Origin of the sequence: Streptomyces sp. NPDC015242 (assembly GCF_043079125.1) — a bacterium.
In the GTDB taxonomy this organism is placed as follows: Bacteria; Actinomycetota; Actinomycetes; order Streptomycetales; family Streptomycetaceae; genus Streptomyces.
Genome location: NZ_JBIBUF010000001.1, coordinates 1,128,038 through 1,150,817, shown reverse-complemented (window position 1 = coordinate 1,150,817; position 22,780 = coordinate 1,128,038). Strand labels below are relative to the sequence as shown.

General features: G+C 69.5%; 20 protein-coding genes and 1 pseudogene. 8 read left to right on the top strand and 13 right to left on the bottom strand.

The genetic code is table 11. The features are described 5' to 3' along the window. Positions 1 to 34: 34 nt before the first annotated feature. The 3 genes from ACF07N_RS05015 to ACF07N_RS05005 form a co-directional block, all read right to left on the bottom strand. Complete coding sequence (locus ACF07N_RS05015; protein WP_392108802.1) at positions 35 to 781, bottom strand: SDR family oxidoreductase; 747 nt, start codon at positions 779 to 781, stop codon at positions 35 to 37. Positions 782 to 850: 69 nt separating this feature from the next. Continuing rightward, positions 851 to 1,921 carry an aldo/keto reductase gene (locus ACF07N_RS05010; RefSeq protein WP_392108469.1) on the bottom strand — a complete coding sequence of 357 codons (1,071 nt, stop codon included), beginning with the start codon at positions 1,919 to 1,921 and terminating at the stop codon, positions 851 to 853. A 69-nt stretch (positions 1,922 to 1,990) separates the two neighbouring features. After that, positions 1,991 to 2,716, bottom strand: a complete 726-nt coding sequence (locus ACF07N_RS05005; RefSeq protein ID WP_392108467.1) for an SDR family oxidoreductase — start codon at positions 2,714 to 2,716, stop codon at positions 1,991 to 1,993. A 138-nt stretch (positions 2,717 to 2,854) separates the two neighbouring features. Between ACF07N_RS05005 and ACF07N_RS05000 the strand changes: the two genes are divergently transcribed. Next, the gene (locus tag ACF07N_RS05000) at positions 2,855 to 3,418 is read left to right on the top strand and encodes a TetR/AcrR family transcriptional regulator (RefSeq protein ID WP_392108464.1); all 564 of its coding nucleotides are present in this window, start codon (positions 2,855 to 2,857) and stop codon (positions 3,416 to 3,418) included. A 159-nt stretch (positions 3,419 to 3,577) separates the two neighbouring features. On the opposite strand, the gene ACF07N_RS04995 is transcribed toward ACF07N_RS05000, so the two are convergent. From ACF07N_RS04995 to ACF07N_RS04985, 3 genes are all read right to left on the bottom strand, one after another. After that, complete coding sequence (locus ACF07N_RS04995) at positions 3,578 to 3,832, bottom strand: alpha-hydroxy-acid oxidizing protein (protein ID WP_392108799.1); 255 nt, start codon at positions 3,830 to 3,832, stop codon at positions 3,578 to 3,580. A gap of 349 nt (positions 3,833 to 4,181) precedes the next feature. After that, the gene (locus ACF07N_RS04990) at positions 4,182 to 4,937 is read right to left on the bottom strand and encodes a hypothetical protein (RefSeq protein WP_392108461.1); all 756 of its coding nucleotides are present in this window, start codon (positions 4,935 to 4,937) and stop codon (positions 4,182 to 4,184) included. A 712-nt stretch (positions 4,938 to 5,649) separates the two neighbouring features. Next, positions 5,650 to 5,847 carry a hypothetical protein gene (locus ACF07N_RS04985; RefSeq protein ID WP_392108458.1) on the bottom strand — a complete coding sequence of 66 codons (198 nt, stop codon included), beginning with the start codon at positions 5,845 to 5,847 and terminating at the stop codon, positions 5,650 to 5,652. Between the two features lie 460 nt (positions 5,848 to 6,307). Between ACF07N_RS04985 and ACF07N_RS04980 the strand changes: the two genes are divergently transcribed. Further along, positions 6,308 to 6,856, top strand: a complete 549-nt coding sequence (locus ACF07N_RS04980) for a GNAT family N-acetyltransferase (protein ID WP_392108457.1) — start codon at positions 6,308 to 6,310, stop codon at positions 6,854 to 6,856. Positions 6,857 to 7,294: 438 nt separating this feature from the next. On the opposite strand, the pseudogene ACF07N_RS04975 reads toward ACF07N_RS04980, so the two are convergent. The 5 genes and pseudogenes from ACF07N_RS04975 to ACF07N_RS04955 all read right to left on the bottom strand — a co-directional run bounded on the left by ACF07N_RS04975 (position 7,295) and on the right by ACF07N_RS04955 (position 11,241). Beyond that, a pseudogene (locus tag ACF07N_RS04975) lies at positions 7,295 to 8,154 on the bottom strand (IS5 family transposase). A gap of 93 nt (positions 8,155 to 8,247) precedes the next feature. Continuing rightward, positions 8,248 to 8,871, bottom strand: coding sequence for a histidine phosphatase family protein (locus tag ACF07N_RS04970; RefSeq protein WP_392108452.1), 624 nt, complete (start codon positions 8,869 to 8,871; stop codon positions 8,248 to 8,250). Positions 8,872 to 8,963: 92 nt separating this feature from the next. Next, the gene (locus ACF07N_RS04965) at positions 8,964 to 9,680 is read right to left on the bottom strand and encodes a hypothetical protein (protein WP_392108449.1); all 717 of its coding nucleotides are present in this window, start codon (positions 9,678 to 9,680) and stop codon (positions 8,964 to 8,966) included. Beyond that, entirely contained in the window at positions 9,677 to 10,288 is a 612-nt protein-coding gene (locus ACF07N_RS04960) for an RNA polymerase sigma factor (protein WP_392108447.1), read from the bottom strand. Before ACF07N_RS04960 ends, ACF07N_RS04965 begins: the two co-directional genes overlap by 4 nt. A 374-nt stretch (positions 10,289 to 10,662) precedes the next feature. Further along, entirely contained in the window at positions 10,663 to 11,241 is a 579-nt protein-coding gene (locus ACF07N_RS04955; protein WP_392108444.1) for a hypothetical protein, read from the bottom strand. Positions 11,242 to 11,406: 165 nt separating this feature from the next. On the opposite strand from ACF07N_RS04955, the gene ACF07N_RS04950 reads away from it, so the two are divergent. From ACF07N_RS04950 to ACF07N_RS04940, 3 genes are all read left to right on the top strand, one after another. Beyond that, entirely contained in the window at positions 11,407 to 12,027 is a 621-nt protein-coding gene (locus ACF07N_RS04950) for a TetR/AcrR family transcriptional regulator (protein ID WP_392108441.1), read from the top strand. 417 nt (positions 12,028 to 12,444) lie between these two features. Further along, complete coding sequence (locus ACF07N_RS04945) at positions 12,445 to 14,994, top strand: Helicase associated domain protein (protein WP_392108438.1); 2,550 nt, start codon at positions 12,445 to 12,447, stop codon at positions 14,992 to 14,994. A 320-nt stretch (positions 14,995 to 15,314) separates the two neighbouring features. Beyond that, complete coding sequence (locus tag ACF07N_RS04940) at positions 15,315 to 15,989, top strand: hypothetical protein (RefSeq protein WP_392108435.1); 675 nt, start codon at positions 15,315 to 15,317, stop codon at positions 15,987 to 15,989. 394 nt (positions 15,990 to 16,383) lie between these two features. On the opposite strand, the gene ACF07N_RS04935 is transcribed toward ACF07N_RS04940, so the two are convergent. Together ACF07N_RS04935 and ACF07N_RS04930 are read right to left on the bottom strand one after the other, a co-directional pair. Then, positions 16,384 to 17,205 carry a MerR family transcriptional regulator gene (locus ACF07N_RS04935; protein ID WP_392108433.1) on the bottom strand — a complete coding sequence of 274 codons (822 nt, stop codon included), beginning with the start codon at positions 17,203 to 17,205 and terminating at the stop codon, positions 16,384 to 16,386. 392 nt (positions 17,206 to 17,597) lie between these two features. Continuing rightward, positions 17,598 to 17,972 (bottom strand): VOC family protein, encoded by a 375-nt coding sequence (locus ACF07N_RS04930; protein ID WP_392108430.1) that lies wholly within the window; start codon positions 17,970 to 17,972, stop codon positions 17,598 to 17,600. Positions 17,973 to 18,085: 113 nt separating this feature from the next. Between ACF07N_RS04930 and ACF07N_RS04925 the strand changes: the two genes are divergently transcribed. The 3 genes from ACF07N_RS04925 (at position 18,086) to ACF07N_RS04915 (ending at position 22,678) form a co-directional block, all read left to right on the top strand. Next, a complete protein-coding gene (locus tag ACF07N_RS04925; RefSeq protein WP_392108427.1) occupies positions 18,086 to 18,478 on the top strand; it encodes a winged helix-turn-helix transcriptional regulator in 393 nt (130 codons plus the stop codon). 328 nt (positions 18,479 to 18,806) lie between these two features. Further along, the gene (locus ACF07N_RS04920) at positions 18,807 to 19,550 is read left to right on the top strand and encodes a class I SAM-dependent DNA methyltransferase (protein ID WP_392108424.1); all 744 of its coding nucleotides are present in this window, start codon (positions 18,807 to 18,809) and stop codon (positions 19,548 to 19,550) included. Positions 19,551 to 19,882: 332 nt separating this feature from the next. Further along, entirely contained in the window at positions 19,883 to 22,678 is a 2,796-nt protein-coding gene (locus ACF07N_RS04915) for a glycosyl hydrolase (RefSeq protein ID WP_392108421.1), read from the top strand. The last annotated feature ends 102 nt before the right edge of the window (positions 22,679 to 22,780 follow it).

The window sequence follows — 22,780 nt, the reverse complement described above, 5'->3', positions numbered from 1 at the left end:
GCCTCACGCCCGCGCGGCGGGACGGCAGACGAGTTCAGAGCTGGGTTTCACCGCCATCCACGGCCAGCTCGACGCCGGTGGTGTACGTGGCATCGAAGGCGAGAAATGCGGCCGCTTCGGCGAACTCCTCAACGGTGCCGTAGCGCTTCATGGGGTTGCTCGCGGTCCGTTCCGCCCTGAACCGGTCGGCGGCCTCCTTGGACAAGTTCATCGTCTCCAGGATGCCCGAGTCGATGGGACCCGGGCTGATCGCATTGACACGGATTCCCCGCGGAAGCAGCTCGCGGGAGAAGGTGCGGGCCATCGAGCGCAGCGCCGCCTTGCCTGCCGCATAGACGCTGGTGTCCACCATGCCTATGACGTTCGCGATCGAGGTGGTGAGGACGATGCCGGCGTTCGCGCTCAGCAACGGGGCGAGCTTCTGCACAGAGAAGAAGGCACCCTTGACGTTGATCGCGAACAGCTCGTCGTACATGTCCTCGGTCGTCGACTCGAGGGGCGTGAGGAGTGAGATGCCGGCGTTCACGAACAAAGCCTCGATCGAGCCGAGCTCGCTCTTCACACGGTCGGCGAGCATATCCAGGTCGGGCAATGAGGCCACATTCGCCCGGACGGCGAGGGCGTTCTCACCGAGCCGCTCGCGTGCCGCGTCGAGCTTGGCCTGAGAACGGCCGGTGATCACCACGCGGGCCCCGCCTTGCACCAGCAGCTCCGCCAGCGCGAGCCCCATGCCGCTGCTGCCACCCGTGATCACCACATTCTTGCCGCTGTACATACCCATGCCGAGGTTGCTCCGTTCCGTCATCAAGAACATGTCGATATATCTGGATGCCGCCGTCCAGGAAGCGACTCAGCCGAGAGTTTCGATCTTCATGTCGCCCGTGGTGACCGTGCGGATGTGATCGCTGGCGAGCAGGCCGTGCGGATTGCCGAGATCGATGGCGCTGACCTCGTCGAGGCGGGCCAGCTGGGAAGGAGTGAGGTCGACCTGCAGGGCACCCAGGTTGTCCTCCAGCTGCGTGATGGTGCGGGCGCCGATGATGGGTGCCGTCACGCCAGGGGCGTTCAGGGTCCAGGCCAGTGCGACCTGGGCGGGTGTGCGGCCCAGCTCGGCGGCCACCTCCTTCACCGCATCGGCGATGGCGAGGTTGCGGTCGGTGACCCATCCCAGGGCGACGTTGAGGCTCTTGCGGTTGCTGGCGGTTTCGCCCGCGACGGAGCCCGCCGGGTTCTGGTCCTCCCGGCTGTACTTGCCGGTGAGCACCCCGCCGCCCAACGGGGAGAAGGGGACCACGCCGAGTCCCATCTCCCGTGCCATCGGGATCAGGTCACGCTCCGCGGTGCGCTCGATCAGGCTGTACTCGGTCTGCAGCGCGACCAGTGGCGACCAGCCGCGCAGGTCGGCGATCGCCTGCATGCGCGACACCTGCCAGGCCGGGGCGCTGGAGATCGCCACGTACAGCACCTTGCCCTGCCTCACCAGGTCGTCCAGGCCCCGCAGAATCTCCTCCACCGGCGTCCTGAAGTCCCATACGTTGACGTAGAGCAGATCGATGTAGCCGGTGTTCAGCTGCCGCAGACTGGCTTCCACCGACGCCAGCATGCTCTTGCGGTGGGTGCCCCCGGAATTCGGGTCACCGGGCTGACGCAGCGTCGAGTACTTCGTCGCCAGCACCATCTTGTCGCGGTCGGTGCGGGCGAATTCACCGAGCATCCGCTCGGAACTGCCGTTGGTGTAGGTGCTGGCGGTGTCGAAGAAGTTGCCGCCGAGTTCGGTGTAGCGGTCGAAGAGTTTGCGCGCCTCGTCGCGCTCGGCGCCCCAGCCCCACTCGGTGCCGAAGGTCGCCGTGCCCAGCGCCAGCGGTGAGACCCGGAGCCCGGAACGGCCCAGCAGCCGGTACGTGTCGAGAGTCAGTGCCATCGTCTTCTCCTGTGAGGTGCGGTTCGTTGCGCTCGAAGGGTGCGGAGGGGTGGTCGGCTCGCCCGGGTTTCAGGCGCCGAGCCCGTAGCCGCCGGCCACGGTGATGTCCTGGCCGGTGATGTAGCCGGCGGCGTCCGAGGCGAGGAAGGCAACTGCTTCCGCGACCTCCTGGCTGGATCCGAAGCGCTCGAAGGGGATCTTCGAGCGCATGGCGTCCCGGCCGCTCTCGGGCACCCCCAGCTTGTCGAGCAGCGGGGTGTCGGTGGCCCCGGGGCTCACGGCGTTGACGCGAATCCTGCGCGGGGCCACTTCGAGCGCGAGCGAGGGCAGCATGGCCAGCAGCGCGCCGCGTGTCGCCGCCCCCACTGTGGCGCCAGGAGTGCCGCGACGGGATCCGATGCCGACGGTCAGCACGATCGAGCCGCCGTCGTTCATGAGGGGAAGGGCCTTTTGGAGGGTGAAGTACTGGCCCTTGAAGTTGAGGTCGGCGTGCTCGTCGAACGACTCCTCCGTCACCTCGGCAACCGGTGCCGGACGGAAGATCCCGGCGTTGAGGAAGAGCAGGTCCAGCGATCCGAACCGCGCCGACACCGCCGACATCAGAGCGTCGGTGTCGGAGAGCACACGCCCGTCGGATCGGACGACGAGCACGTCGTCGGGGAACTCAGATCTTGCTCGTGCGAGGGAATCGGGATTCTGTCCGGTGACCGCGACCTGGTAGCCGCGGGCGTGCAGCAGCTCGGCCGTCGCTCTGCCGATCCCGGTCGTCCCCCCGGTGATGAGAGCCGTAGGCATGGCAAACCTCTCTTCGCTGAAGCGGGTGGCGAGACCACCCATAAGCGGGGACCTCCCCGGTTACCTCACCGTACACTGAAACGGGGACATCCCCGAATCGGTCTCGAATCTCATCCGCCACTCACGATCGCGAAGGTCATGACACCTCCACGCAGCACCCTGCGCGCCGATGCGCAGCGCAACCGCGAGCAGCTGATCGCCACGGCCGCCGAAGCCTTCGCGTCCGGACGCCCGATCTCGCTGGACGCGATCGCCAAACGCGCGGGAGTGGGGAACGCCACCCTGTACCGGCACTTCCCCACCCGCGAGGATCTGGTCGAAGAGGTCTACCGGGACCAGATCCGGCCCTTGCGCGAAGACGCGCGCACTTTGCTGGCTGCCAAGCCGCCCGCGCAGGCCCTCCACGCGTGGATGCTCCGATTCGCCGACTGGGCCGGCGAACGACGCGGCATCTGCGAGGCCCTGGTCGCCATGAGCGCTTCCGGCCGCTTCGGCACCGGACCGGTCTGCGACGAGGTGCAGCAGATCCTGGCGATGGTGCTCGAGGCCGGTGCCACAGCAGGAGAACTGCGCAGCGACATCGACCCGGTCGAGGTGGGCGGCATCCTTGCCGGTCTGCTCTCCGTGGCCGGCGCGCCCGAGCAGCGCCCCCAGCTGAGCCGAATGGTGGACGTCGTCGTCGACGGGCTCAGGCCCCGCTGAGCGATATGCGGGTCCTACTGGGATGCTCTTGGAGAGCGCGCCAATAGGACCTCGGCAACCGTTTTTCCGGACGGACACCATGTCCATGCCGAGAACCCTCCCGGCGGCTGCCGGTCGCACGCGAGGCGCCAGGGCGTAGCCGGGCAGCGTGCGGCCGTCTCACCGTGTCGACGTTGCGCGCGACGAAGGGCCGGGCGCACAGGAAGGGAAGGCGTGGGCCAGGCGCTGGTACGCCATGGGGGCGACGGGCATGGCGGCGGCGCTGCGGATCAGCCGGGTGCGCGTGTCGGCCTCGACCACACCGGTGAGCATTTTGGGCAGGAGCGCGACGTCGGCGAAGGCGGCGCGGTTCGCGGCGAGCACCGCCTCTGTGCCGCTGCCGCCCTCACCGAAGTCCCAGACGCCGGCTTCCAGCGCGGCCCGGGCGGCCGTGGGGGCACGACCGCAACCTGGTCGTGTGTCGACGCCAGCGAAACGACCGTGCCGACGCCCACCTCAACCGGGCCTTGCCACTGGCCGGTCTCGCCCAGGACCCGGCCGCAGCCATGTGCGCGTGGAACTCGGCTTCCATGGTCGGCAACCAACGCGGGAACTGCGTCCATGCCCTCGCAGCCGGCCAAGCGGCCCGGTCAGCTGCCATCACCCGCCGCGCCCCCCTCTTCGCGAGCTCGGGCACGCCCGCACTGCCACCGCCCAGGTCCGCTTCCCCGGCGAGCGCCGAGCAGCCCTGCGCGGACTCGGCCGCGCCGCTGACGCGTCGCCTTCACCGGAAGCTGGTCCGGCACCAACCCGGCCCGGCGCCTTCATTTTCGGAGATGTGCCGTGCTCGACGGGCTGACCGCCCCGCCATCCTGCAGCCCCTCAATGAGAAAAGGCCGGGGTCGGCTCTTTCGAACCGGGCCCCGGCCTTCCGTGGGGAAGGGGACCGCTCAGACTGCGAGAGGTGGTTCCCGCACCGCGCCGCGGAGGCCCAGGGCACAGGCGACGCCAGCGGTGAGGCGAACAGCACCATCACCGCGTTGACCAGCACGTCCGGTCCGGCGTCCTGCGCAAGCGCGTTGGACGTCGCCGCCCACACGCCGAGCACCTGCGTGACGGCCACGAGGCCGAATCCAGCGGCACGCGCCCACGAGGGGCCCTTGTCCGCGAAGGTGGCGAGCCCGAGCGCGGCCGCTCCCCAGAGCAGCAGCAGGACCGTCAGCCCTTCGGCGGCGAGGAAGAGGACGCCGCCGAGACCGCCGTACCCCGCCTCGTCCGTGTGGTCGATCTCAGAGGTGTCCACCACGAATACTGCAAGGGCCAACTCCATGAGGAGCAGGTAGCAGGCCTCCATAACGAGGATCAGGGCACCGGCCCGCCTGACGAAAAGGGTCACTGATTGCTCAGGAGGGCGCGCTCCCCGGGGGCGTGTGGTGTCGCGGCGGCGCATCTCGCATTCGCCGTAGTGGAAGTCGACGGCATTTGGTTCGTTCCTGCCGTCCTCCAGCGACTTGCGCAGTTGCCGGTACAGCGCGGCCACCGCTGCCGGCCGCAGTTCGGGGGCGTCGGGTGGTGGGGGTATCCAGCCCTGAGCGGTGGCCTGACCTGGGGGTGGGGCGTTGCGGCTGCGCCAGTGGTGTTCCTCGGCGACGGTGTTGCGCGGACTCCATCGCCAGGGGACGTGCCGGTTCCGACGGATGGGGGTGCGGGCGAAGGTGCACCAGCCGTCGACTTCCAGTCGGTCGAGGTGGACGGGCCGGCGAAGCGGTATTCGCTCAAGTCGATGTCGTGCAGGGCCAAGTGCTGCATCTCAGGCCCAGCTCGGCGTAGCGCAGTTGCAAGGTGGCGGCCGAAGCCCATTGGGTGCGCGCGCAGCTCACCTGGCGGGCGGCGATCTCAAGCGTCACCGGCTTTCCGGCCCATGGCAGCCTGGTTCGTGCAGGCCTCCTTGAGAAGGTTGCCCCGTCGAACGATGCGTCGGTGGAGAAAGATGCTGAGTCGAACCGGGCACGGCCGACGCGGGGTTGATCGGTGGTCGGGTCAAGCACAGCGTTGAGGAGCTGCACGAGAAGGTCGGACGTGGACGGGGTGCCTCGGTGGTCGATGTCGGCACCCGGCTCCAGGACGTCCAGACATACAGCGCGAGCGCTTTCGTCCAGGTGAGCCAGGCAGGCGGTGCCGACACCGACCAGGACACCCCAGCAGCCGACCGAATTGCACGAAAGACACGTAGCCACACGCTGATCGCATGGTCAACCAGGCAAGTCCTCGGAGTTCTGCAATTTCTGAGGACGTCGGAGGTGACAGAGCCTGCGCACCCCATCGACGAGCCAGCCTGTTCCGACCAGGACGGCGAAGATCGTATAGGGGGGCCCAAAGACCTCGAACAGGTAAAAGCCGAGCAGCACTGCACCCGCTGCGATGGTCCCCCAAGCTGCCCAGTTGTTCACGATTACTCCTGCGCACTCGAGGGGCACAATGGGGGCCTTTTGCTGTCGGAGGGCCCGCCGCCAACGGGAAGTGGGCGCGGGCAGCCCCCAAGAGGCGGAGCTCAATGTACAGGCGAACGGGGATACAAAAGTCAACTACACCCTCGCCACATGGTTGCGCGGGAGTGAAGACTCATCGCCCGGCGCAGGAGGCCGGAAAGCGTGCCGGCGAACAGACGGAGCTGTTCCTGCACGACGGCGATCCAGCAACGTGCGCAATGAGCAGCTCTGGTCGGCCTCGTGGTCGACGTAGGCGTGTCCGTGCCGCCCAACCCCGTCACCGCCATCAGCAGCCTGCATGTGAGGCCAGCGCGGGTTGTGCCTCGTAGGGGATATGACAGAAGGAAGAGGTGCCTGGGCAGGTGGGTTGATCGGTCCGCGAGTCTTGATCGCTACCGGGCGTGTTGATTAGCTGGCCTGCGTGACTGCTTTAGGGTCTGTCGCCTGGCCACCTGCCCCGATCAGGACCAAGAGGCTCGTGCTCCGTGAGCCTGAGGCCCGCGACCGTGCGGGGGTCATCGAGTTGTTCACCTCGCCCGAGGTGGGCATGTACATAGGTGGCCCTCGACAGCGCGACGAGTGCGAGCGTGCAGTGCCCGAGACGCCCACGCGGCGCCCTGGCCTCTTCGTGGTCGGTGTCGACGGGACGATGATCGGTCTCGTCACGCTCGAGCGGCGTGACCCGGAGCATCCGGTCCACATCCGCCCCGGGGTTTCGGAGGTCGAGCTCGGCTACATGTTCCTGCCGCAGGCATGGGGACACGGGTATGCCGCGGAGGCGTGCGCGGCGGCACTCGACTGGTGCGCCGGAGCGCTGCCCGGCGAGCCGGTGGTGCTCACCACCCAGACCGCCAATGAACGCTCGATGCGCCTCGCGGCCAAACTGGGGTTCACCGAGGTGCAACGGTATGAGGATTGGGGCGCCGAGCAGTGGTTCGGCATCTGGTCCCCGGTCGCGCTGTCCGACTGAGGTCGTGCCGAGCAGTCTCCGCGCTCATTGCGCTGCAGCCGGGTGAGTGCGAGGAGGTCAGCCGGGGCTCAGAGGAGATCAGCCGGGGTTGAGAGGGAAGGTGGGACGGCGCGCCGCCCCGTGAGGGCGGCGCGCCGTCGAGGTGGGACCTGCCGTGTCAGCCGGCCTTGGCGGCTCGCGTCCGCCCGGACCCATGGTCGCGGTGCCGCCCCTGGACTTCCTCGAGCAGACCGACCATGAGTCGGTGGCGGGCCTGCAGGCTCAGCACGCCGCCGTGGGCGGGGTGGTCTGCGCCGGGGTGAGGGCTGACACCCACCCGCGTATCCGCGGGTGTCGTGGCCGGGAGAACTCGGCGGCGGACGCGGCACTCGGCGCTCGGCCCCCGGCACCGGGCACGGCACTCGGCGCCGGGCACGGCACTAGATTCTGTCTCTTTGGTCATCGCCGTGCCCAGATGAGGATGGCGGCGAGGCGGAGGGCGCCGTGATAAGCGATCGCGAGCTCGTCGCATCGCGTGGCCAGACCGCGCCACTGCCTGAGGCGGTTGATGCACCGCTCGACGGTGTTCCGCTGCTTGTACGCCTCGCGGTCGAAGGTCGGCGGGCGCCCGCCGCGGCTGCCGCGCCTCAGGCGGTGGCCGATCTGGTCGGACGGCTGCGGGATAACTGCGCGGATGCCCCGCCACTTTAGGTGCCTGCGGATGTTGCGGGAGGAGTAGGCGCGGTCCGCGAGAACTGCCAGCGGCCGGGTCCTGGGCCTGCCCGGGCCGCCACGGGGCACGCGGATGCGGGCCATGACCGTCTCGAAAGCCGGTGCGTCACCGGCCTGGCCCGCGGTGAGGATGAAGGCCAAGGGCCGTGTATGGCCGTCCGCGACCAGATGGACCTTCGTACTGAACCCGCCGCGCGAGCATCCGAGTGCATGGTCAGCTGGCTCTGCTCCGCTTGGCACCCTCTTGTTGAGTGCGCCGGCGGCGTGCTGGTGCGCCCGGACAACGGTGGAGTCCACGGAGACGGTCCAGCCGATGTCGTCGTCAGCGTCGGCCAAGGCCAGGACAGCGGCGAGAATCCTCTCCTAGGTGCCGTCCATGGCCCATCGCATCAGCCGCTTGTGAGCTGTCCGGAACGACCCGAGCTCGTCAGGCAGGTCTCGCCATGGGTAGCCGGTGCGGTACTTCCACGCGATGGCGTCCAGTGTGCGGCGGTGGTCGGCCCATCACCTGCCACGGACCGGATCGGCCGGCACAACGGCTCGATCCGGCACCACATCGCATCAGTGATCACTAACCGGACAGACACATCACATCAACCGACCAGTGCTCTGAAGGAACACGCTTGTCGGAACGCCCTCGCTCGGCGCGATGAGCCACGGCGATGGCCTGACGGTCGCCTTCAGATGTACAGCTCAGGCGGAAAGCCCGTCCAGCGCAGCTCGGTCGGCAGATGCCGCATGTCGTTGGAGACGAGGATGGAGGCGGGGCGGCCGGGCGAGTAGCGGACGACTGTGAGTGCCGCGTTGCAGTAGTTGAGGCCGAGCCAACGCCACTTCGGCGCATGCATGGCGTCCCGGACGACCCAGGCGACCAGGAAGTTGTGGGTGACGACAAGTTCGTGCCGGTCCTCTTCGCCGTCCACCGCCCCGGTGAACAGATCCAGCGCCTGACGGGCCAGCGCAGGTCCGTGCTTGCGCTCCTCATCGGTGGCACCAGCGAGGAAGCGGAGGTAGAAGTTTCCTGATTCGGCCGGCAGTTCGTCCTGTTCCGGTATGTAGGGCACGTAGTCGCCGGCGGCTTCCGAGACGTGCAGAGGGACGCTCTGCAGATGGTCGCCGATCAGGCGTGCGGTCTGCTCTGCCCGCGGCAGGGGACCGTGGTGAACAGCTGTGAAGGGGATGTCCCGGAGGCGTTGACCGAGCAGCGCGGCTTGCCGCCGGCCAGCCTCTGTAAGCCCGCTCTCGTCCGGTGATGCCTCGCCGTGCCGGACAAGATAGAGGTAACGGGTGGCTGTGCCAGCCATCTCAAGCTCCCCTGCGTCCACTAGTGATCTTGCGCATTGATGGACGCTGCCCCCTGACCGCCGGTTCCCTCCACCCCTCAAAGAGACAGGCTCTAGCTGTTCAGCGGGTCCCGCTCCGGTTCGCACGGGGTCATCTCGCCCTTGAAGGGGAAGTAGGCCTCACTCCGCACGAGCCTGCTGTCGTCCTTGGGACCGGCCGGGCGGTTCTCGATGCCCAGCGAGTCGCCGGGGTGCAGCGTGACACTGCTGCCGGGCCGGTTGTCCGGAAGGGGCTGAGCGCTGCTCTTCGGGGCTCCGGCTGCGGGCAGGTCGAAGACGGCACTGACTCCGACGATACCGAGGGACTTGCCGCGCGTCGGCGCGCACCGATAGCCCGGCTTCAGGTCGTCGATGGTGACGTGAATCCCCGCGGCCCGCAGTTTCCCGGCGAGTTCTTTCTGGGCGTCGGGGCCGATGCCCAGCTTGTGAAGGCTGAAGGTGACGCTGCCGTCGTCGTGGCGCTCCAGCGAATAGGCCGGCGAGACGGCGGGTGAGCCGGGTACCAGGGTCACGCCGAACCCGGCCAGCGCGCAGGCCCCGGCGGCGATGACGAGCCGGGGACGCGTGAGCAGCCGGCGCCGCGGACCGCGGGTCCGGGGCCAGTCCCCCGCGCGGGCCCCGACGCCGCCTCCCGTGCCGTGCCCGGCCGTCGTGCCGGCGGCCACGCCTTCCGCCGACCCCTCCGCCTCGGGTGCTGTCCGCTCCCGCCGCACGATCTCCTCCTGGAGTTCCGTCAGCAGTCGGTCCTCGAACGTCGTCCTCGCGGTCATGCTTCTCCCCCTGTTCCTCCGTTGACGATGGACAGTGACGTGCCGCGCGCTCCCGGTCCCGGCGGCAGCCCCGTGGCCTGTGGGCGTAGGGCCTTGCGGGCGCGATGCAGCCGGACCCGGGCCGTGGTGCGGCGGATGCCGAGCGCCGCCGCGGCTTCGGTGACCGTGAGCTGGTCGATGACGATCAGTTCCAGCACCGCCCGCTCCCCCGGCGGAAGCTGCTCCAAGGCGGCCCGTGCACGGCGTGCCGGGCTTTCTGCGTCGAGCTTGTCCTCCAGCCGGACGATGTCGTCGGCCTCGAGCAGCCGGCGCCCCGAGATGCGCCGGTCGCGTTCGGCCTCCCGGGCGAGGCGGCGGTACTCGGAGGAGATGACGTTGCGGGCGATGCCGTAGAGCCATGCGGTCTCGCTGCCCCGGGTGGGGCGATAGGTGTGCGCCGAGTCCAGGACCGCGAGGAAGATCTCGGCGGTCAGGTCGGCCGCGGTGTGGGCGTCGGTGACGCGCCGGGCCACGAACGACGTCACGGCGTCCACGTGGCGTCGGTAGAACTCCTCGAAGAGTTGGGGGTCGCGAGCCGCCTCGGCCGGTCCGCCCCGGTTTCCTGTCACTTCGATCCCCTCGTCGTCGGTTGTCCTTCATCCGTACTTGGCACGGCAGGCGGTGGGCGTTACACCCTCCCCCCCCCCGGGCCTGATTCCGGATGCCTCGTATTCGGGGGTCCCCGGCACGACCGCCGGGAGGGTGGGTGCGTCAGGCGGGTGCGTCGTGGGTGCCGGGAGGCCGGGGAGGTCGGGCGTGGTGGGGGCCGTCGTCGGGGTGGGTGGCCTGGCGTTCGTCCAGGTGCGCCGGGCTGAAGTCACCGGCGATCGCTGCAGCTGTCGGGGCGTTCGTCGCCGTGGCCGAGGGCTGTTGGTCGATGTGCCGGGGGGATCACGTGGGGTGCCTCGACGGGTCTGCGCTTCGGTCGTCCGCCGCAGGTGTCTCAGGGACGTTCGGCAGGCCTGGTCCGTCCCAGGCGGAGGGCGGAGACGAGGAAGAAGACGCCGCCCAGGAAGGCGTAGCCGGCCAGGGAGCCGAGCGTGGCGTCGCCCTTGTCCGCCTGTGCGATGAAGGAGGCTCCGGCCAGAGTGGAGAGGGCGCCGCTGGCGATCATCGGCCACTGGCCCTTCATGTGCCGTCGCAGGGTGCCGACGAGCAGTTGGACGAGGCCCGCCGTGATCGCCCAAGCGCCCCAGACGCGCAGCACGGCCGGGATGCCGGAGGTGATCGCGGCGATCAGGCCCACGGTGGTGAGGGTGCTGAGTGCGACGTTCGCGTAGAGGCCGCGCAGCGGTCCGCGGTCGGCCCTCGCGGAACGGATGTCTGCGACGGCGCACGCCATGTCGAACAAGGGATAGATCACGAGCAGCGTCGCCGCGAGCGGTCCGAGGGTGTGTGCTGTGGTGAACAGCAGGGCGGCCCATGCGGCGGCGAATGTGAAACGGACGAAGTACAGCCGGCGCAGTGGTGCGGAGGCAGTCGTTGCCGGGGCGGGAGGGGGAGGCGTGACACTGGTGGCCATGGTGGCTTCCTTCTGTCCGGTGGCGATGAAGGCTGAGGACGAGCGATGAGAGACGCCACGAGGGAGAACGTTCGGTCTACCTTGTGACGGCGCTCATCCAATGCCGGGTCGCACCCTCCTGTCAAGACCGAACGTTCTCCCTCATGGACTGGTACGGTGGCCGTCATGAGCACGAGTACAGGGAGTGGCAGCACGTCACAGGCGCGGTCGCGGCTGCTGGGCACCGCGACCCGGATCTTCTACTCCGAGGGGATCCACTCGGTCGGCGTGGACCGCATCATCGCCGAGGCGCAGGTCACCCGTGCCACCCTGTACCGGCACTTCAAGGGCAAGGAGGACCTGATCCTCGCCTACCTCCAGCAGGCCGACCAGGGCATCCGCGGCCAGGTCGCGGCCGTCCTGGTGCAGGACCTGGTGCCGGCCGACACGGTCCGCGCCGTCGCCGGGTCCATCGCCGAGGGCATTGGCAGCCGGGGATTTCGCGGGTGCGCCTTCCTGAACGCGGCGGCCGAGTTCCCCGACCCGGCGCACCCCGTCCATCGGGCCGTACTGGCCCACCGGCAGTGGTTCCTGGACACCGTCACGGAGCTGATGGGGCAGGCCGGGTGTGATCCGGCCGAGACGGCGGGACGGCATTTCGTCATGCTCCGCGACGGTGCCATGGCCGCGGGCTGCCTGTTCGACCCGAGGCTCATCTGCGAGACGTTCCTGAATGGTGTGGAGGACCTGCTGCGCACGAGCAGCGCCGCGACGCCCTCGACGGCATCGGGCCGACAGCCGGAGTAGGGCCTCAAGCAGCGGGCGGCCGTGCCGGACATGCGCCTCGCCTGCAGTGCGGAACGGCGGACCGCCACCAGGCGCCGTGCCGGCCCGAGCTCCTGTGCGCCCCGGCCGGCGAGCGGTCGTGCCGTCCGGGGGGGCAGGCTACACGGGGGGGGCAGAGTGCGGCATGGTGTTGGGTGCGTCGTTGCGCAGGCGCTCATGCATCTTGCCGCCGGGCCTCGCACGGCCGGCCCACGGCACCGAGGGTGACATCGGCTGCCCGGCGGGCGGGCGTCCACCATGACGGCGAGGGCTTCGCGTTGCTCGGCCCGTGTGCTGCCCGTGCGTGGTTCCAGGAGACGGGAGAAGCACCATGATGTCCTGCTGAACGCCTGCGTCGTGCCTGTCCTCGTCCTCCCGGCCCTCGAAGGACCCTCTCCCATGACGAAACTCCGGCCCCACCAGCGCGAGGCTGTCGACGCTGTCCTCGCCGCCCTGCAGGTGCCCGCGGCCGGCACCGTCCCCGAGCGGGGACTGCGCACTCAGGTCGTCATGGCCACCGGCTCGGGCAAGACCCTCGTCGCCGCGCGGAGCGCACGCGAACTCCCGGCCGGTCGCGTCCTGGTGCTCGTCCCCTCGCTCGGCCTGCTCGCACAGACCGAGGCCGCATGGCGTGAGGGCGGACGCACCGGCCCGGTGATCGGGGTCTCGTCCCTGCGGGGCGAGGACGTGACGTTCCCCAACACCACGGACGTGGAAGAGCTGGTCGCCTGGGTGCGGCCGTTCGACACGGTCACCGTGATCGCCACCTACGCCTCCCTCGGACTGGGCACGCTGGAACGCGCCCACGCCGCCGGCCTGCCCGGCTGGGACCTGATCGTGGTCGACGAGGCGCATCGGACTTCCGGGCGGCTGGGCAAGCCGTGGGCGGTCGTCCACGACAACGCCCGCATCCCCGCCCTGCGCCGCCTGTACATGACGGCCACGCCCCGGCTGTGGCAGCTGGACGAGGACGCCGACCAGGGTGCGCCGGGCGAGCTGGTCGCGTCGATGGAGGACGACCCGGACGGCCCCTTCGGCGGCAGGGCGTACACGCTGACCTTGTCGGAGGCGATCGACCGGGGAATCTGCGCGGCCTACCAGGTGGTGTGCGTGGACATCACCGACTCCCAGCTGCCGGCCGTGCGGCTGTTGGGCGCCGAGGGCCGTTCGGACGAGGTCCGCGGGGCCCGGCTGGCGGCACTGCAGACGGCGTTGCTGAAGGCGTCGTCGCAGGAGGGGTTCCGGCGCACCCTCGTTTTCCACCACGTGGTGAGCGAGGCCGAGGCGTTCGCGGCCGGCCTGCCCGCCGTGGCCGGGCAACTGCACGCCGAGGATCCCGCGCTGTACCCGCGCACCGTCTGGGCCGACTGGCTGTGCGGCGAGCACAAGGCCACCCACCGGCAGCGGGTCCTCGCCGAGTTCGCGTCCGGGATCGCGGGCGACGGCACGGTGGTGGAGAAGAGCTACCTGGGCTCGGTGAAGGTCCTCGGAGAGGGCGTCGACACCAAGGACTGCGACTCCGTCTACTTCGCCGACGTACGCGGCTCCATGCCCGATCTCGTCCAGGCCGTCGGCCGCGCGCTGCGCGTGCAGCCCGGCGAGGGCAAAGTCGCGTCCCTCGTGGTGCCGGTCCTGCTCGGGCCCGGTGAGACGGCCGAGAATATGCTCACCTCCCGCGCGTACGGCGGGCTGGCGAAGCTGCTGGAAGCGCTCAGGGCGCACGATGCCCGGGTGGTGGAGCGACTCGCCCAGCAGCAGGCCCCAAGCCGTGTCAGGGGCGTGCAGAGCCGCAGCAGCGGGGGCGAGGAGAGCTGGGGCGAGGAAGGCGAGGGCGAGGGCAACGGTTCCGGTGGCCCGTCGGCGCCCGCGCGGCAGCTGCTGAAGTTCTCCACCCCGCGTGATCCGGCACAGCTGGCCGCGTTCATCAACCTGCGCGTCCTCAAACCCGAGCACGAGCACTGGCGGCGCGGGGTGGAGGCCGCCGTCATCTACAACCGGCTCCACGGTGACCTGAAGGTGCCGTTCACGTACCGCGCGCCGGGTCGCGACGATCAGGGCGCCGAAGACGAGGGGTGGCCGGCCGCACTCGCAGGCTTCCCGCTGGGGCAGTGGATCGCCGACGCCAGGCGCTTCCACGCCCGCGGCGACATGGAGGAGGACCGCGTCGAGCAACTGGAGAAACTCGGCATGGTCTGGAGCCACTTCGACGTCGCCTGGGAGGAAGGTCTCGCTGCGGCCCGCGGGTGGGCCGAGGAGCACGGGCACCTGCTCGCGCCGCTGGACGCCACCTACCAGGGCCACCGGGTCGGCATCTGGCTGAAGAACGCGCGGGCCGCCGCCCGCAAAGCGGCCGAGATCGAGCAGCGGCGCGCCGCAGGCCTGCCGATTCCGTCCACGGCCGGGGCACTGCCGGAGCAGCGGCGCGAACAGCTGGACGACATCGACCCCGCCTGGTGCCCGGTCTGGCCGGTGCCGTGGCAGCGCGCCTTCCACCTCACCCGCGCACATCTCCAAGCCGGCGGCGAACTGCCCACCTCACCCGGCCAGTTCGTACACCAAGGCGAGGACCTCGGCCGGTGGGTGCACTCGCTCCGCCTCGGCTGGGACAACCTGACGGCCGTGCAGCAGTGGATGTGCGAGCACGTCCTCGGGATCAAGCCCGCGCCCGAGGACGAGAAACCCCGGCCGCGCCGTACGCAGGCCGACAAGTGGGCGCTGAACTACGCCGCCGCCAAGCAGTTCTACGCGCGTGAGGGGCATCTGCGGGTGCCGAGGAAGCACGTCGAGACGATCGCCGTCGGCGGCCACGGGAACGGCGGCAACGGCGAGGACCGGGTGGTTCGGGAGCTCCGGCTCGGAGCCTGGATCAGCAACCAGCGCAGCCGAGCCGCGGCGCTGTCGCCGGAGCGGGTGGAGTTGCTGTCCGCCATCGGGATGCGCTGGTCGTGATGGGTCGTCGTGGTCACCACGGTCGTCCTCGCGCTCGCGGCCGGCTGTCTGCTCGAACGGCCGCGTCCGCGGGGGCGGCTGGATGCCCGACCGCCGATCAGGTCCCTTCACGGGAGCGTACGTTTGGGGCGGCGCCGGGCGTCCGGCGGGTCCCGACGCGACCACACCGGCCTCGTCAGAGTCATCGCGGAGGAACTCAATAGAACGTGGCCGCTCCTGCGTCGGCGCCAGGACCTCCCACAGCCCCGTACCGTGAGTGCTCATCTGTATGAGTACGCATACTCATGCGGGGCGCGCGGCACCGGCCGGAGACTGCGTCCATGACACGGATCTTCGCTTCCACCAGCCCGCTTGTCCTCCCCCGGCGTGCCCTGACGGCAACCGCACTCGCTACCTTGGTGCTTGCCGGCTGCGGGAGCGAGGACGCGAGCGGCAGCGGGTCTCGAAGCAAGCCGGGGGGCAGCGTCAGCATCGAGGAGAGTGCCACATCGCCGGGGCCCGAGCAGGCGGCGTTCATGGCGATGCTCGACAAGGTGGCGCTGCCGTGTCTTGGAACCGAGACCGAGACCGGGCCCGGCCCATCTCGCAGGAGACCGGCCGGAACGGCGAAGGAAAGGCAGGAGAGCCTCGCCCCCGGCGAGACCCCTCCGGCTGTTCCGATCGAGCCCGGTGCCCCCACGGGCCCCGAGACGGAGCTGAACGACCGAGACTGGTGCATGAGCGTCCAGCACGAACAACGCATCGTCGAAGCACTGCAGGCGGTTCCGGAACCCACCCCTGCCAGGGTCAGGAAGGTCCTGAACGACCTTGGCTACACCGACGAACGCATTCACGGCCTCAGGCAGGACGGCAAGTTCACCCGCTTCTTCCTGGATCTGCGAGAGAAGGGGGGCCGTCTCTGCGAGGAAGGCTTGGCGGCGGGCGTGGAAACGGACATCTCCGCGTGTGTCGCCTCCGCTGCGGGACCATTCACCATCATGGGTCCAGAGGAGTAGGGCTGCGTCCTTCACGCGGTAAGGCAAACCGTCTCCAGCAGCAGCGGTGATCGCTCTCTGCGTGCAGTCGTCGCACAGGTCAGGATGGGCCTCCCGTGAGGCGTCGCATGCGGCGCGCACCGGACGGCGGGCCTCCTGTTCGGCCCTCTGCTGCTCGGCCACGCGGGCGGCCGCTCCTGGTACTCCCGCTCGCGGGCTGCGCACTCGGCTCGCCCGGCACCGCCGGACGATCGAGCGGTGATCGCCTGGCTGTTCAACCACCGCCGCCTCACCGTCCGACGGGAGCGAACCGGCTCGCACTTCCTCGCCTTCGCCGGTCTCACTGCCGCCCCGACCTGCCACGAGCAGCACTGACGGCTGAAGCCGGGCAGCGGCCAGGCCGGGGCGCGATGGATCAGGCCCGGGTCACCGGGGCCTGCAGTTCCGTCACCCAGTCCTCACGATCGTCCGGGCACTCGAGGTTGATCTCGCGGGGGTATCCCATCGACTGGTGGTCGTTGGCGTCGATCCAGCGGGCCAGTGCCTGGGCGGTGGGGACTACGGCGTCCATCGAACCGCGGTGCACGATGGTCGCCGCCTGGTCGAGCGGCGGCAGGTCGAGGATCCGGAACGTGCCGTCCTGCAGAGGGGCGGAGACCTGGACGGCGGCGTGGACGCTGATCCTGCCTCCCCCCTCCGGGGCGTCCTCGTAGTACGCGATGCCGGGGCCCGTGGGGGTGATGCCCGCCGAGTCCAGGCACCGGAACAGCTCGTCGTAGAGCGGTCCGATGACCGGGCCGATGTCCTCGGGCGAGAAACTCGCGGCGGTCGCGGTCAGCTCCGCCACCCGCACGGATGGGACGCTCTTGATGACAACGTCGTTCGTGGGCATGTGCCCCTCACTCTCGATCGCTCGGAGCCTCGCCTCGACCTGGATCAGCCGTGCTCCCGCCGCGGCCATCGCGCTCTCCAGTTCGGCCCGCCGCAGCCGCAGCATGCCGCGCAGTTCCTCGGCGCTGACCTTCTCGTCCACTATGTCCCGCACCTGCTGGAGAGTGAAGCCGAGGTCCTTGAGCGCGATGATCCGGTTGAGGCGGGCGAGTTGGGCAGCGGAGTAGTGGCGATAGCCGCTGACGGGGTCGACATGAGCCGGACGCAGCAGTCCGGTCGCGTCGTAGTGACGCAGCATCCGAACCGAGACGCGGCCATGCCGGGCGAAGTCTCCGATGGTGAACATGATGTCTCCGAGCTCACCGCCTCACACAGTGTGAGGGTCAAGATGTGACGGCCAAGAACCTACTCGGCACCCCCGGGACCGCAAAGACGGAGTCGGGACGTCGGCGCGGTCGGCCGGGCCGCCCGGCGACAGGAGGGCTGCCGTCGACGAGGTTCAGGGCCTGCGCCGCCTGGCACGAGGACAGCCGTCACGGCCTGGTGCTCAAACGCCTCCGTCACATCTGCCCCCGGTCGTCATGGAGTTCAAGGTGCCCTCCCGGTTCCCGGTTGCCCCATGTCGATTCCCGCCGAGGTCTTCGCCCAAGTCGCCGGCTGCGTCGGGGTGAGCACGGTGGTGCGGCCGGTGTGGTCCTGGACCTGCGATGGGATCGCGTCCGTTCGGACCGTCCCGCCCTATGCGCCGAGTACCCGACGCCGCACCTCCGGCTTCCATTCGACGTACTCGGCCTCCACCCCGCCGCGATGGCGCGCGTAGAGGAAGCGGCCGGTTGCGCTGGTCGCCTCCTCCGTTGTGATCTCGGCGCCTGCCTCGTCCAGTGCCGCGCGTGTCTGGTCCAAGTCGGAGACGATCACCGTGGCGGTGGCGTGGGCATACCGAGCGCGTCGCTCGGCGGGTCCGGCGATGACCAGGAAGTCACCTATGGCGGCGAGCTCGATCTCGTCGAAGGCGAAGTGCAGGTCCGGATGCTTTCCCGTCAGGCGCTCCAGCAGAGGAAGGGTCGTGCTCAGGTCGTCGGCCCAGAGGCGGGCGTACGTCTTGAGGATCATCGTTGCTCCAGGTGTCCGGATCAGACTGCTTCACTCTCTGGCAGATACGGACTAACCATAGGAGAGTATGGTCCGAACTGGAAGAACGCACCTTTCCGTGAGAGGGGCACCTCGTGGTGACCAAGCAGCCCGCTCGTGATCCGGCCGACACGGATCTCACCCGCGCCGACTCGCTGGCCCGTGAGATCTTCGCGGGCGTGGCCAACAAATGGGCGTTGCTGCTCATCAACGTCCTGGCTGACCGCACCCTGCGGTTCACCGAGTTGCAGACGCAGGTCGGAGGCATCAGTCACAAGATGCTGTCCCAGACGCTGCGGCACCTCGAACGGGACGGGCTGGTGGACAGGACCGTGTATCCGGTGGTGCCGCCACGTGTCGAATACCGCCTCACCGAAGCCGGCCAGGCACTGCGCACCACGGTCAACGGGATGTGCGCCTGGACCCGCGCCTACATGGACCATATCGAGGAGGCTCGGCGCCGGTTCGACTCCGCCCGTGAGGTGTGACGCGGCCGAAGGCGGGACCGGCCGGACCGGTCATGGCAGGAACCGCGGCGAAGCAGGATGCACACGCTCCAAGGGTGAAGCGGTGGCTGAACAGTCGCGTGTCTGCTGAGTGCAGGGCTGTCCGATCACGTGCTGCGCGAAACCATGTGCCGGGTGGCCGAAGGGCTCGGTCCGCTGCCGGCGCGCAAGCCGGCCGGGCAAGGGCCCGGGGGGAGTTCCCGCCCGGTCGCACACTGCGACGGCGGGAGCGCGTGGCACCTGTACGACGTGACCAGCGCTCCTTGAATATCGGTGGACATCGCATGGGCCAGCGGCGAGCGTTGGTGGAATGCAGCAGGAGAAGATCTGGGACGCCGATACCGCCCAGCGCTATGACACGCCTGGTTCCGGAATGTTCGCACCCGAGGTCCTGGAACCGGCCGTGAATCGGCTCGTCCAGCTCGCAGGTGGCGGAGAAGCGCTGGAGTTCGCCATCGGGACAGGCCGGGTGGCCGTGCCGCTGGCCGAGCGAGGAGTCTCTGTCACCGGCATCGAGCTGTCGCTCCCCATGGTGGAGCAGCTACGCACCAAGGCCGATGAAGCGACGATCCCCGTGATCGTCGGCGACATGGCGACCACCGTCGCTCCCGGGAAGTACACCCTCGTCTACCTGGTGTACAACACGATCTCCAACCTGCTCACCCAGGAGGAGCAGGTGCAGTGCTTCCGCAACGCGGCCCGCCACCTCGTACCCGGCGGCCGGTTCGTGATCGAGCTCTGGGTCCCTGAGTTGCGCAAGCTCCCGCCGGGGCAGACGGCCACCGTCTGGCACTCCGAACCCGGCTATATCGGATTGGACACCTACGACGTCCTCAACCAGCACGTCGTATCGCACCACTTCCGTTTCGACGAGACCCAGCAGGCGCGTTTGTCCCGCAGCCCTCACCGCTACATCTGGCCGGCCGAACTCGACCTCATGGCACAACTGGCCGGATTCGAACTGGAGACCAGGCATGCGGACTGGGCCGGCGCCCCGTTCACCGCCGACTCGCGTTCTCATGTCTCCGTCTACCGGATCCCACCCACGGGGTAGCTCTGGGCCGAAGCAGGACGGCCGCCGGCACCAGCACATGGGCGGCAGCGCGAGGACGCCCACCGCTCGGGGTCCTCCGGGCTTCATCACCAGGTCCCTCACCGCCACGTCCGCCGAGCCGTGCTCTCCTTCGGCGTCGGCACCGGCGCCTGCAGCGAAGCCGGGTCGCCACCGACCCGCATCGTCGAGCCGCGAAGACACAGCGGGACGCATCAATCGTCAACTACCGGCTGCGTTCAAGGCATTGACACGTGCATTACCTGGCATTTACGTTCCGGCCATCTGAGAGCGCTCTCAAGCGCTCCCGCTCGTGAAGACTTGAGGTGTCCGCAATGCCAACCCCACGCACGCGCACGCGCACACGCACCAGACCGGCAGTGATACTCCTGACGGCCTCGGCACTCGCCGCCTTCGGCCTGGGCCCGGCCGCCACCCCGGCGGCCGCGGCCACCGTGCCCGTCGGCTCGGGCAGCTACTCCGACACCCGCCCGTCGGGAACGTCGGGCCCCACCACCAACACGGGAACTCCCGTCACGCCCAAGGTGACCGCCGCCGCGCGGAACCGGCCCGTGCCCACCAACGACTGGTGGTCTTCCCTCGCCTTCCAGCGCTACGGCGACAACCCCTGGTCGACCCCCATGTACGGGCACCCCCTCACCTATCAGGCCACGGCCGCCGGGCTCGACGTCGGCTACCCGACCTCCCCCTCGATCGTCGGAGACGGCCGGCAGTACGAGTACGCCCACAAGCGTGACCTCACCATCGGACTGAGCGGCCTCAACTCCCCGGACACCAAGGCCGACACCTGGTCCGACTGGACGGTCACTCCCCTGTGGTCCGACGGTTCCCGCACCCTGCGCACCACCATCGGTCACGGCTCCCCGTTCGTATACGCCCAGGGCACCGGCGGCAACGCCCAGATCTCCACCGCCGGTGCGCCCAGCGTCTTCGCCGACCAGGGCAACGTCCTCGGCATCACCGTGGCCGGACACCACTACGCCCTCTTCGCCCCGACCGGCAGCGACTGGAACGTCTCCGGCTCCACCGTCACCGCCGGGCTGGGCTCCAAGGACTACTTCTCCGTCGCCGTGCTGCCGTCCACCGACGCGCTGGCGACCTTCAAGAAGTACGCCTTCAGCTTCGTCACCGACTCCAAAGTCGCCTGGAGCTACACCGGTGGCACCGTGAGGGCCACCTACACGCTCACCACGGAGGCGAAGGAGGGCACCGAGCGGGGCACGCTCCAGGCGCTCTACCGCCACCAGTGGCTGAACACCACCGACGCCCTGACCTCCTACACCTACGTCTCCCCGCGCGGCACCATGAAGGTCCGCGAGTCGGCCTCGTTCACCACGAGCCAGAAGGCGGCCGCGGTGCTGCCCGCGCTGCCCAAGTCCAGCGGCGTGGACGCGACCCGGTTGCGCGGCTACCTCAACGACGTCGTGAACGCATCCGACCCCTTCTCCGGCGCCACCGACACCTACTGGACCGGCAAGGCACTCGGCCGCCTCGCCCAACTCGTCCCGGTGGCCGAGCAGATCGGCGAGACCGGCACCCGCGACCGGCTGCTCGGCCTCATCAAGGGCAAGCTCCAGGAGTGGTTCACCGCGGGCGGCGCCAACGAGTTCAGCTACGACAAGGACTGGAAGACCCTCACGGGCTACCCCGCCTCCTACGGCAGCGACACCGAACTCAACGACCACCACTTCCACTACAGCTACTACGTCTACGCGGCTGCCATCGTCGCGCAGTACGACCAGGGCTGGGCCGCCGACTCCGCGTGGGGCGGCATGGTCAAGACCCTCGTGCGGGACACCGCCAACCCCAGCCGCACCGACACCGCGTTCCCCTTCCTGCGCGGCTTCGACGTCTACGCGGGCCACAGCTGGGCATCCGGCCACCAGGGCTTCGCCGCCGGCAACAACCAGGAGTCCTCCTCGGAGTCCACCAACCTCAGCGCGGCCCTCGTCCTGTGGGGCTCCGCCACCGGGGACACCTCTCTGCGCGACCTCGGCGCCTACCTGCTGACCACCGAGTCGGAATCGATCGCGCAGTACTGGTTCGACGCCGACGAACAGGTCTTCCCGTCCTCCTTCGGCCATGACACGGCCGGCATGGTGTGGGGCAGCGGGGCGGCGTACTCCACCTGGTGGACCGCCAACCCCGAGGAGATCCACGGCATCAACGTCCTGCCCGTCACAGGCGGTTCGCTCCACCTCGGCGGCGAGAAGGCCGCGATCCGGCGCAACATCGCCGAGATGGAACGGGAGAACGGCGGCCCGGCCGTCGAATGGCGCGACATCCTCTGGGAGTTCCAGTCCCTGGCCGACCCTGCAGCGGCCAAGTCGAAGTGGGACGCGGGCCACGCCGGATACACCCCTGAGCAGGGGGAGTCCAAGGCCCACACGTACCACTGGATCAACACCCTGGACGCGGTCGGCGCTCCGGACGCCACGGTGACCGGTGACCTGCCCACCTCGGCCGTCTTCACCAAGGGGACGACCCGCACGTACGTCGCCCACAACCACGGCTCGTCGGCGCGCACCGTGACCTTCTCGGACGGCAAGACCCTCTCCGTCCCGGCCCGTTCCACCGCGAGCGGCACGGGGTCGGGCTCCTCGGACCCCGACCCGGATCCCGAGCCGCCGACGGGGAACACCTTCCAGTTGCGCAGCGGTGGCGTCCTGACCACGGCGACCGGCGGGACCGCGGGCAGCGACACGATCGCCTCCGCGGGCGGCGCCAACCACGACGGCACGCCGTACCAGCCCCTCGTCTACGAGGTCCGCGGAGTCAACGGGACGCTCACCCCGGGTGCGGGAACGACGTTCAGGCTCCAGGTGGACGCGGGCACCACGGTCGGCCTCGGCCAGCAGGCACGCGTCAGCTACGACCTCACCGGTGACGGTACGTTCGACCGGACCGAGACCTACAACTACTTCGCCACCGACCCGGTCGCCGGATGGGAGGAGTACACGCAGGCGCGCGGCCTCAAGGCGTCCACGGGTGCCCTCGGCGATCTCAAGGGCGGCACCGTCCGTCTGGAGGTCTGGAGCGCCATCGGCAACGGCACCTCGAAGCTGCAGACCGGCACGGACAAGGCCGTGGTGGTGATCCCCTACAGCTGATCCGGCGCAGGACGGTGGTGGGGGGGGGGGCGGGGCCCCCCGGCCCCCCCCCCCCCCCCACAGCCCGGCGGGGGGGGGGGGGGTGTGGGTGAACACGACGGG

What these genes read in the sequence shown, in the direction of transcription:
- ACF07N_RS05005 (WP_392108467.1), bottom strand. Translation starts at nt 2,716, where the DNA reads ATGCCTACGGCTCTCATCACCGGGGGGACGACCGGGATCGGCAGAGCG.
- ACF07N_RS04915 (WP_392108421.1), top strand. Translation starts at nt 19,883, where the DNA reads ATGCCAACCCCACGCACGCGCACGCGCACACGCACCAGACCGGCAGTG.
- ACF07N_RS04945 (WP_392108438.1), top strand. Translation starts at nt 12,445, where the DNA reads ATGACGAAACTCCGGCCCCACCAGCGCGAGGCTGTCGACGCTGTCCTC.
- ACF07N_RS04940 (WP_392108435.1), top strand. Translation starts at nt 15,315, where the DNA reads ATGACACGGATCTTCGCTTCCACCAGCCCGCTTGTCCTCCCCCGGCGT.
- ACF07N_RS04970 (WP_392108452.1), bottom strand. Translation starts at nt 8,871, where the DNA reads ATGGCTGGCACAGCCACCCGTTACCTCTATCTTGTCCGGCACGGCGAG.
- ACF07N_RS04930 (WP_392108430.1), bottom strand. Translation starts at nt 17,972, where the DNA reads ATGATCCTCAAGACGTACGCCCGCCTCTGGGCCGACGACCTGAGCACG.
- ACF07N_RS05010 (WP_392108469.1), bottom strand. Translation starts at nt 1,921, where the DNA reads ATGGCACTGACTCTCGACACGTACCGGCTGCTGGGCCGTTCCGGGCTC.
- ACF07N_RS04935 (WP_392108433.1), bottom strand. Translation starts at nt 17,205, where the DNA reads ATGTTCACCATCGGAGACTTCGCCCGGCATGGCCGCGTCTCGGTTCGG.
- ACF07N_RS04955 (WP_392108444.1), bottom strand. Translation starts at nt 11,241, where the DNA reads ATGGCCACCAGTGTCACGCCTCCCCCTCCCGCCCCGGCAACGACTGCC.
- ACF07N_RS04950 (WP_392108441.1), top strand. Translation starts at nt 11,407, where the DNA reads ATGAGCACGAGTACAGGGAGTGGCAGCACGTCACAGGCGCGGTCGCGG.
- ACF07N_RS05000 (WP_392108464.1), top strand. Translation starts at nt 2,855, where the DNA reads ATGACACCTCCACGCAGCACCCTGCGCGCCGATGCGCAGCGCAACCGC.
- ACF07N_RS04965 (WP_392108449.1), bottom strand. Translation starts at nt 9,680, where the DNA reads ATGACCGCGAGGACGACGTTCGAGGACCGACTGCTGACGGAACTCCAG.
- ACF07N_RS05015 (WP_392108802.1), bottom strand. Translation starts at nt 781, where the DNA reads ATGGGTATGTACAGCGGCAAGAATGTGGTGATCACGGGTGGCAGCAGC.
- ACF07N_RS04920 (WP_392108424.1), top strand. Translation starts at nt 18,807, where the DNA reads ATGCAGCAGGAGAAGATCTGGGACGCCGATACCGCCCAGCGCTATGAC.